This window comes from Arthrobacter sp. FW306-1B-G06A, from assembly GCF_058781765.1.
Window position 1 is genome coordinate 198,132 of sequence record NZ_JBYSXB010000001.1, and the last position, 8,543, is coordinate 206,674.

The following is an 8,543-nucleotide window of genomic DNA, read 5'->3' on the forward strand; positions in this document are numbered from 1 at the left end:
GCCGTCCGGCGACTACCGGACGGCCCGCAACCAGCACAATGATCAGATTCATCTTTCGCCGGACAGGCTCCCTGATCCTGCTTCTCGTCGCCGTCAGCTTCATCACCTTCACGCTGTTCCAGCTGGGTCCTGCCGATCCTGCGTCCGCCGCTTGCGGCCAGGAGTGCACTCCAGAACGCATCGCGGAAGCCCGCGTGGCCCTTGGCATGGACCACCCTTTCCTGGTCCAGTACATCGACTACATGCGCGGTCTGGTCTCGCCGCGGATGATCGGTGCTCCCGGAGCGGAATCGATCTGCCAGTGGCCATGCCTCGGCAAATCGTTCCAAACCAATGAAAACGTCTCGGACATCATCGCCCGCTCCTTGCCCTACACGCTCTCCATGGCGGTCGGCGCGCTGGTGCTCTGGACCGTTTCCGGCGTCGGGCTCGGTTTGCTCGCCGCCCTTCGCAAGGGATCCGCCACGGACAAGTTCATCGTCGGCGCAGCGTCCGTTGGAGTCTCGCTGCCCATCCCCGTCACCGGCCTGTTCCTGTTGCTGGTTTTCGTCAACCAGCTGCATCTCCTGCCCTTCACGACGAACGAGATCAACAGCCCCTTCGGTCCGCATGGTCCGGGGGCCTGGGTGCTCAACTACTTCCTGCCGTGGGTCGCCCTCGCGGTGCTTTTCAGCGCGGCGTATATCCGGGTCACCCGGACCAACATGATCGAGACCTTCAGCGAGGACTTCATCCGCACGGCCCGTGCCAAGGGCCTGGCGCCCCGAACAGTGACGTTCAAACACGGTGTCCGGGCCGGGATCACTCCGGTGGTGACCATGCTTGGCATGGATATCGGGCTTCTCCTCGGCGGCGCGGTCCTCACCGAGCAGATCTTCTCCGTCCCGGGACTCGGTTTCACGGCCGTCCGGGCTGCCATTTCCGGCGACCTCCCCGTCACCATGGCTATCACCATGCTGGCTGCCTTCTTCGTCATCGTCGCGAATGTCGTCGTCGACCTCGCCTACGCTGCCATCGATCCCCGAGTGAGGCTCCAATGACCCAGCTCCAGCCCAGTCCGGCCGGTCAACCGGCCACGCGAACCGCGCATCAGGCCGCGGAAGCCGCCGCGTTCCTCGACGTCCGGAACCTTTCGGTGAAGTTCCCCACCGACGACGGCCTTGTCTCGGCAGTCAACGGGATGGATTTCTCCTTGGAGCGCGGGCAGACCCTCGGCATCGTCGGAGAGTCAGGGTCCGGCAAGTCGGTCACCAGCCAGGCGCTCATGGGGCTCCTCAAGGGGACCTCAGCCCGGGTCACCGGCCAGGCGTTGTTCCAAGGCAAGGACCTTGTCACACTGCCCGAGTCCGCCATGCGGCAGCTTCGCGGCCGGAACATCGGCATGATCTTCCAGGATCCTCTCTCGGCCCTGCATCCCTTCTACACCGTGGGCCATCAGATCGCCGAGGCCTACCTCGTCCACAACAAGGCAAGCAAGAAGCAAGCCCGCGCGGCCGCCGTCGACATACTCGGAAGGGTAGGCATTCCGAGCCCCGAGCAGCGCTACGACGAATACCCGCACCATTTCTCCGGAGGCATGCGCCAGCGCGCCATGATTGCCATGGCACTGATCTGCGAACCGGAACTGCTCATCGCGGACGAACCCACCACCGCGCTGGACGTCACCGTGCAGGCACAGATCCTGGACCTCATGTCCGAGCTCCAGCAGGAAACCAACTCGGCCCTGATCCTGATCACCCACGATCTTGGCGTGGTGGCCGAAGTGTGCGATTCCGTGCTGGTCATGTACGGCGGGCAATGCGTCGAATCGGGACCGGTGGACGAGATCTTCTACGACACGCGGCACCCCTACACTCTGGGCCTGCTCAAATCGATGCCCACGCTGAGCAGTAGCTCGGGCAGGCTCAACCCCATTCCGGGCCAGCCGCCGTCGCTCCTTGACCTCCCGAGAGGCTGCCTTTTCAGCGCCAGGTGCGAGTACGCGGCCCTTGCCGGCGACGGCGTATGCGCGAGCCAGCGCCCGGAGCTCGTGGTCGAAGACGGCCACGGAAAGCGCTGCCACTTGAGCGGCCCCCAGATCGTCACTATTCGGAATACGCGTTAGGACCCGCCATGGACACGCAGGCAATTCTCCAGGTGGAGAACCTCCAGAAGCATTTCCCCATCAAAGGCGGTCTGTTCTCCCCCAAGGGATCCAAGACCGTCAAAGCCGTCGACGGCGTCTCCTTCAGCCTCGCGCGCGGCCACACGTTGGGACTCGTGGGTGAGTCCGGCTGCGGCAAGTCCACCACCGGGCGCATGATCGCGCGGCTCATGGATCCCACCGGCGGGAGGATCCTGATCGACGGCGTGGACATCAGCCAGCTGGCGGGCCGCGATCTGTACAACTTCCGCCGCAAGGTCCAGATGATCTTCCAGGACCCCTTCGCCTCGCTCAATCCACGGCAAACCGTGGGCACCGCCATCGCCGCACCGATGCTGGCGCAAAAGATCAACCCGGCCGGCGGCCTCAAGAACCGGGTGAAGGAACTCCTCGAGCAGGTGGGCCTCAAACCGGAGCACTACAACCGTTTCCCGCACGAGTTCTCCGGCGGCCAGCGCCAACGGGTGGGCATCGCGCGCGCCATCTCGCTGAACCCCTCGGTGATCGTCTGCGACGAACCCGTATCCGCCCTCGATGTCTCGGTGCAGGCGCAGGTGGTCAACTTGCTCCAGGAGATCCAGCGGGACACCGGAGTGGCATACATCTTCATCGCGCACGATCTTTCCGTGGTCCGCCATATCTCGCATGAGGTGGCGGTGATGTACCTCGGCAAAATCGTGGAGCAAGGAAGCCGGGAGGACTTGTTCCGGGAGCCCCGGCATCCCTATACGCAGGCTCTCTTGTCCGCCGTGCCCCTGCCGGATCCCAGGGCAGCCCGCCAGCAGCAAAAGATCCGGCTCCGGGGAGATCTCCCGTCGCCGGCAAACCCACCCAGCGGCTGCGTCTTCCGCACCCGGTGTCCGTTGTTCGGCACCTTGGGAGCGGAACAGCAGCAACGGTGCATCAGCGAAATCCCCCGACCCGCCAGCGCGACTGCCCCGGCCTGCCACCACGCAGGTCTGGAATCCGCAGCCCTCGCTGGTGTGCAATAGATCCAACATCAAAGGAGCAATACATTGAACACCCTGATTCGTGCCGTCCGTCCTTGGGGACAAGCATTGAGCGACGTCCTCGTCACGGACGGCAAGATCACCGGCGTCGAACCCCATGACCCTGCACGCGCTGCGGCGACTGGCGACACCACCGTCGTCGAGGGCCGCGGCCGTCTTCTCGTGCCGTCGTTCTCGGACGTCCATGTGCACCTGGACTCGACCCGCATCGGACTGCCGTTCCGCGAACACACCGGCGGCCCCGGCGTCTGGACCATGATGATGAACGACCGGCAGAACTGGCGCAACGCCGAGGTTCCGCTGCAGGAACGGGTCAACAACACCCTCGGCCGGATGATCGCCCGCGGCACCACGCGTGTGCGCTCCTATGCCCAGATCGACGTCGACTGCCGGCTTGAGCGTTTCGACGCCGTGATGGCCGCCAAGGAGCAGTTCAAAGGGCAGGCCGACGTCGACATCATCGCGTTCCCGCAGGCCGGCCTCCTCCTTGAGGACGGCACCGTACCCCTCATGGACCAGGCACTCAAGTCCGGCGCGAATGTCATGGGCGGCATCGACCCGTGCAGCCTGGACCGCGACCCGGCCCGGCATCTGGACATCGTCTTCGGACTGGCCGAAAAGTACCAGGTCCCCATTGATATCCACCTCCACGAGCCCGGCGAACTCGGCGTCTTCAGCACGGACCTCGTGATCGAGCGCACCCGCGCCCTGGGGATGCAGGGCAAGGTCACCATGTCCCACGCGTACCAGCTGGGCAGCGTCTCCGAGGCCACCACGCGCCGCCTCATCGACGAATTCGCCGAGCTGGACATCTCCATGGCGTCGGTGGCGCCGGGCTCCGCCGGTGTGGCCGCCCAGCTGCCCATCCCGCTGCTCGCCGAAGCCGGCGTACGCATGGGCCTGGGCGAGGACGGCCAGCGCGACTACTGGTCCCCCTATGGCAACACGGACATGCTCGACCGCACCTGGCAGCTCGCTTTCACCCACGGCTTCCGCAAGGACGAGCTCATCGAGCACTGCCTCGCGATCGCCACCGTAGGCGGCGCCAGCATCCTCGACCCGTCCGCCACTCGCCTGAAGGGCACGGCACACCGCCCGGGCGTCGAGGTCGGCGATCCTGCCGAACTCCTGCTGCTCGACGGCGAAACGGTCGCCTCCGCGGTGATGGACCGCGGCACCGACCGGACGGTCATCCACCGCGGCAAGGTCGTGGCGGATCAGCTCGAGCTGGTCTAAGCCCGCACAAAAAAGTGGCCGATCCCTGGTGCGAGGGACCGGCCACTTTTTTAGTTTTAGCGCCCGACGGCGGCGGGCTCGCCACGATGTTCCGTCTCGACGGCTTCCACCGACACCGCCGGCCCGCGCACCGCGAGGAAACCGGCCACCGCGAGAAGCACCGCTTCCGCGGCCAGGGCCCAGAAGGGAACGTCCCAGCCGCCGGACCACTCATGGAGGAATCCCGCCCCCAACGGCCCCAGGGACGCCAACGCGAAGCCCAAGCCCTGGCTCATGGCGGACAGGCTGCCGGCGCTCTGTGGTCCGGTTGAGCGGATGACAACCAACGCCATTCCCAGCCCGAAGCCGGCACTCTGGACGATCCCCAACACGCCGACCATGAGGAACTGCAAAGCCACGGGCGCGGTCAAGACCCCTATCAAAGCCGCGACGACGAGCAATCCCAGGCCTGGAGCCATGACCTTCAGAACCGCGCGACGCCCCGCGAGGACGGGAGCCAGCAGGCTCGCGGGCAGCCCTGCGACACTGAACCATGCCAAGAGACCTGCTGCGTCGGCCACGGTCTGCCCCTTCGACACCAGGAACACCGCGAGCCACGAGGTGATCGCGAAATACAGCATGGCTTGCAGCCCGAAGAACGCGGTCACGGCCCAGGCCGTCCGCTGCTTCCGCAACGGAATGGTGCCGGTTTCCCCCGTTGCGCCACCCGCCGTCGTCGTCTTCTGTAAACCAGCGCCCGACGCCGGTCCGCCGGTTTCGGTCTCGTCGGTCCCGTCGGGACTCCCCGCCGGTTGACCGGCACGGTGGATCAACGTGGCCCCCAGCAGGGCGGGGACGGCCCAGACGGCCAGCGCCCAGGCGAGGCTTCCGCCGAGCGCTTGCTGCAGCGGCTGGACGAGCCCCGCGCCGAGCGCCGCGCCCAGCCCGAAGCCCATGGTGCACAGCCCCGTCCACCAGCCGGTACCGCGGTTTGCCTTGACGATCTGCGGCACGAGCACGCTGGCGGTCATGATGGATGCCCCTGCCAGGAACGTTCCGGGCAGCAACAGTCCGGGCACGAATACGCGGACGATCAGCGCCGCGGCAAGCACCAGGAGCGCCGCCGAGACGGCCCCTCCGGTGCCCAGGCGACGGGCCAGCCACGGACCGCAAGGAGCCGAGACGCCGAAGGCAAGTACAGGCAAGGCGCCAAGCAACGGCAGCAGATGCGCGTCGAGTCCGAAGCCTGCCTGCAGCTGACCCATGGTGCCGGCGATTGTCGTAATGGCCGGACGGAGGTTGATGGAGACAAATGCCAGTGCAACGAGTATCCAGGTAGTCCGTCGAGCGGCGTACGCGGAAGTACCGCGGCGCGGCGGCTGTGCTTGTTCCATTGGTTGCCTCCCTGGAATCCTAATTTGGTATACCAAATAAGATTAGGGGCATTGCATGGCAAAGTAAACTGCCACTAAAGTGGCGGCTGAGCGTGACGCTGGACCCTGACGATTAGATTTGGAATACCAGAGCTTTAGATAGCCTTGCCGGGATTGAAGATTCCGGCCGGGTCGAAAAGCTCTTTGATGCGACGCTGCAACTCCCGGATGGGCTCAGGCTGCTCAAGTCCGAGCCAACGCAGCTTGTACTGCCCCACCCCGTGCTCGCCGGTGATGGTTCCGCCCATCGCCAGCGCGGCGTCAATCGAGTCGTCCAGGGCATGGTTGAGGCGGGACATGGCATCGGCGTCCACTTCCCTGTCCACGCGGTCAACCCAGAAGGTGGGGTGCAGGTTGCCGTCGCCGGCATGGGCCACCACCTTGAGCTGGACCTCGTGGGTAACGGCCATGGCCTCGAGCGCGGCCACGTAGTCGACAAGCCGCGACCTCGGAACAGCGACGTCCTCGCCAACCCGGAATTCGTTGTCCACTTCGTCGCCTCGACTCGAGCGCCTCATCTCGATGAGGCGCTCCGCTTCGGCATTGGATTCCGCCGTCACCGCGGCGCCGCCGGCGGCGAGCACTTCCCGTACCAAAGCTGCTTCCGCTGCCGCTCCAAAGCCGTCAGTCTGGATCAACAGCAGCGCCTGTCCGCGTTCTCCGAGGTCCGAGCCGTACAGGTCGTCGAGCTGGGCCAGCGTTCCGGCGTCGAGCATTTCCATGATGGCGGGCTGGACGCGGGCCCTTCCGACCGCCAGGACACCCGCTGCGGCACCGCGGAAGTCCGGATAGAAGGCGGCAACTGTCTGTACCTCGCGCGGCAGGTAGCGCAGGCGCACCGTCACACCCACCACGATCCCCAGGGTGCCCTCGGAGCCCACAAACAGCGCTGTGAGATCGTACCCGGCCACACCCTTGAAGGTCTGGTGACCTGTGTGGATAAGCGAGCCATCGGCCAGGACGACGTCGAGCGCCAGCACCGAGTCCCTCGTCACGCCGTACTTGGCGCAACGCAAGCCGCCTGCGTTCGTGGCCACATTGCCGCCGATCGTGGACATTTTGTAGCTCGCTGGGTCCGGCGCGTACATCAGGCCGTGTTCGGACGCGGCGGCATTCAGGTCAGCGTTCACCACGCCAGGTTCGACGACGGCGGTCTCATCGTCCGCGTTGAGCTGCAGGATGCGGTTCATGCGTTCCAAGCTGAGGACGATGCACCCCTGGCTGGCGTGGGCGCCGCCGGAAACCCCGGTGCCGGCGCCGCGGGCCACGATCGGAACTCCGTGCCGGGCGCAACTGCGCACCACATACTGCACGTCTTCGACGGATTCGGCGAACACCACAGCCAAGGGCAGCTGCAAGTCCAGGACGGGTCCCAGGTCTGCGGCATAGGTGATGCGTGTCTGTTCGTCGACTGCGACTTGCCCCGGAGCGAGGGCGGCCCCTAGATCATCGATGAACGCGCCCGGGCTTTCGCTTTGCTGGGTTTCACCCGCGGGTGGAAGCCGGCGGGCCATAACGATCTCCAACCTGGCCTTGTCCTGCGGATAAGGCCGACTGGCACCGGTGTATTCAAATCCGTGCCGCTCGTAGAACGCCTTCGCTCGGGCGTTGTCCTCGTGGACGCCCAGTTCGATCACGCCTGCTCCGAGCTCGGCGCCTGCTATGGCGCAAGCCTCATCAAGCAACTGGTCGGCCAGGCCCAGGCCACGGTGTTCGGGTGCGACGTAGACGCTGATCAGCATGGCTTGTAGAGCCCGGGAAGGATCCTGCGGCTGCTTGATGACCACGCGCATAAGTCCGCTGATCGGGCTACCGTCCGTGCCGTCGTCCGCTATCAGGGTGATACTCGAGTCGCCCGACATCGTGGCTGCTCGCTCTTGCCATTGACTGTCAGTCTGGCGCCGGGCGGCCGCGAGGCTCTCCACGTAGGCCATCGGGGTGTCCGACAGCATCTCCAACCGGACGTCGCGAAGCAATTCCCAGTCAGTCGCTTGGAGGCGACGGATTCTATTCACTTGCGCCGCCCATGAACCGGACATAGCGCTCAAGAACTCCAGGCCAGTCAGCCGCGTAGTCTGCACGGGTCTGCGCGGGGTGTTCGGCACCTTCCCAGCCGTCGTGGACCAGACGAACCTCCGTTCCTCCGTCAACAGCACGGAAGGCCAGACGAAGTTCGGTGGACCACATCGCGGTACTGCCTGGATACCAGCTCGCATGGAAGGACAACGGCGGCTGCCAGTCGTCGATGGTCCCCCATATCGAGGTTCGGCCGTCGTCGGCCGTCTCCAGGATCAAATTCTCCTCGAACTCAACGTGCGAGCCCGCCCCGTAGGCGCTGTGGTCCTCCATCGGCCACCAGAGATGCGGGTGGTCGGTGAAGCCCATGAAAGCATGCGCCACAGGCGAAGGCACGACGACGGTGCACACCACGGGGTCCAGCTCACCGGATTGCTCCGGCTGGGGTTCGGAGTCCGGCGCGAGGTGACTAAAGAGGCTCTCCATGTGCACCAACTTTACCGCCCAGCGGCACCCCCGATTCCGGATCCAGCGCGCTCGCCCCTGACGCCGGCTCACATATACCGGCTCCCGGCAGGACGCGGGCTCACATATGGCGGTTCCCGGGCGGGACGCCCGCTCACTTATGGCGGCTCCCGGCGGGACGCCCGCTCACATATACCGGCTCCCGGCAGGACGCGGGCTCACATATGGCGGTTCCCGGGCGGGACGCCCGCTCACTTATGG

7 protein-coding genes and 1 pseudogene are annotated in these 8,543 nt (G+C 65.7%); 4 read left to right on the forward strand and 4 right to left on the reverse strand.

Annotated features, from left to right (window positions below):
• The 4 genes from AC3WJM_RS00985 to AC3WJM_RS01000 all read left to right on the forward strand — a co-directional run.
• Positions 1 to 1,040 (forward strand): ABC transporter permease (locus AC3WJM_RS00985; RefSeq protein WP_492271018.1); only part of this gene is annotated, 1,040 nt, incomplete at its 5' end.
• Positions 1,037 to 2,104: an ABC transporter ATP-binding protein gene (locus AC3WJM_RS00990; protein WP_492271019.1), complete on the forward strand. Its 1,068-nt coding sequence runs from the start codon at positions 1,037 to 1,039 to the stop codon at positions 2,102 to 2,104. The genes AC3WJM_RS00985 and AC3WJM_RS00990, both read left to right, overlap by 4 nt.
• 8 nt (positions 2,105 to 2,112) lie before the next feature.
• Positions 2,113 to 3,135 carry an ABC transporter ATP-binding protein gene (locus AC3WJM_RS00995; protein WP_492271020.1) on the forward strand — a complete coding sequence of 341 codons (1,023 nt, stop codon included), beginning with the start codon at positions 2,113 to 2,115 and terminating at the stop codon, positions 3,133 to 3,135.
• 24 nt (positions 3,136 to 3,159) lie between these two features.
• Complete coding sequence (locus AC3WJM_RS01000) at positions 3,160 to 4,389, forward strand: amidohydrolase family protein (protein WP_332601819.1); 1,230 nt, start codon at positions 3,160 to 3,162, stop codon at positions 4,387 to 4,389.
• A 56-nt stretch (positions 4,390 to 4,445) separates the two neighbouring features.
• Here AC3WJM_RS01000 and AC3WJM_RS01005 read toward each other — a convergent pair whose 3' ends face one another.
• The 4 genes and pseudogenes from AC3WJM_RS01005 to AC3WJM_RS01020 all read right to left on the reverse strand — a co-directional run bounded on the left by AC3WJM_RS01005 (position 4,446) and on the right by AC3WJM_RS01020 (position 8,303).
• Positions 4,446 to 5,762 carry an MFS transporter gene (locus AC3WJM_RS01005; protein WP_492271021.1) on the reverse strand — a complete coding sequence of 439 codons (1,317 nt, stop codon included), beginning with the start codon at positions 5,760 to 5,762 and terminating at the stop codon, positions 4,446 to 4,448.
• Positions 5,763 to 5,896: 134 nt separating this feature from the next.
• Complete coding sequence (locus tag AC3WJM_RS01010; protein ID WP_492271024.1) at positions 5,897 to 7,315, reverse strand: FAD-binding oxidoreductase; 1,419 nt, start codon at positions 7,313 to 7,315, stop codon at positions 5,897 to 5,899.
• A gap of 54 nt (positions 7,316 to 7,369) precedes the next feature.
• A pseudogene (locus AC3WJM_RS01015) lies at positions 7,370 to 7,840 on the reverse strand (GNAT family N-acetyltransferase); the annotation flags it as partial.
• Positions 7,809 to 8,303 carry an SRPBCC family protein gene (locus AC3WJM_RS01020; RefSeq protein ID WP_492271022.1) on the reverse strand — a complete coding sequence of 165 codons (495 nt, stop codon included), beginning with the start codon at positions 8,301 to 8,303 and terminating at the stop codon, positions 7,809 to 7,811. The pseudogene AC3WJM_RS01015 and the gene AC3WJM_RS01020, both read right to left, overlap by 32 nt.
• Positions 8,304 to 8,543: the final 240 nt, after the last annotated feature.

What these genes read in the sequence shown, in the direction of transcription:
- AC3WJM_RS01005 (WP_492271021.1), bottom strand. Translation starts at nt 5,762, where the DNA reads ATGGAACAAGCACAGCCGCCGCGCCGCGGTACTTCCGCGTACGCCGCT.
- AC3WJM_RS00990 (WP_492271019.1), top strand. Translation starts at nt 1,037, where the DNA reads ATGACCCAGCTCCAGCCCAGTCCGGCCGGTCAACCGGCCACGCGAACC.
- AC3WJM_RS01010 (WP_492271024.1), bottom strand. Translation starts at nt 7,315, where the DNA reads ATGGCCCGCCGGCTTCCACCCGCGGGTGAAACCCAGCAAAGCGAAAGC.
- AC3WJM_RS00995 (WP_492271020.1), top strand. Translation starts at nt 2,113, where the DNA reads ATGGACACGCAGGCAATTCTCCAGGTGGAGAACCTCCAGAAGCATTTC.
- AC3WJM_RS01020 (WP_492271022.1), bottom strand. Translation starts at nt 8,303, where the DNA reads ATGGAGAGCCTCTTTAGTCACCTCGCGCCGGACTCCGAACCCCAGCCG.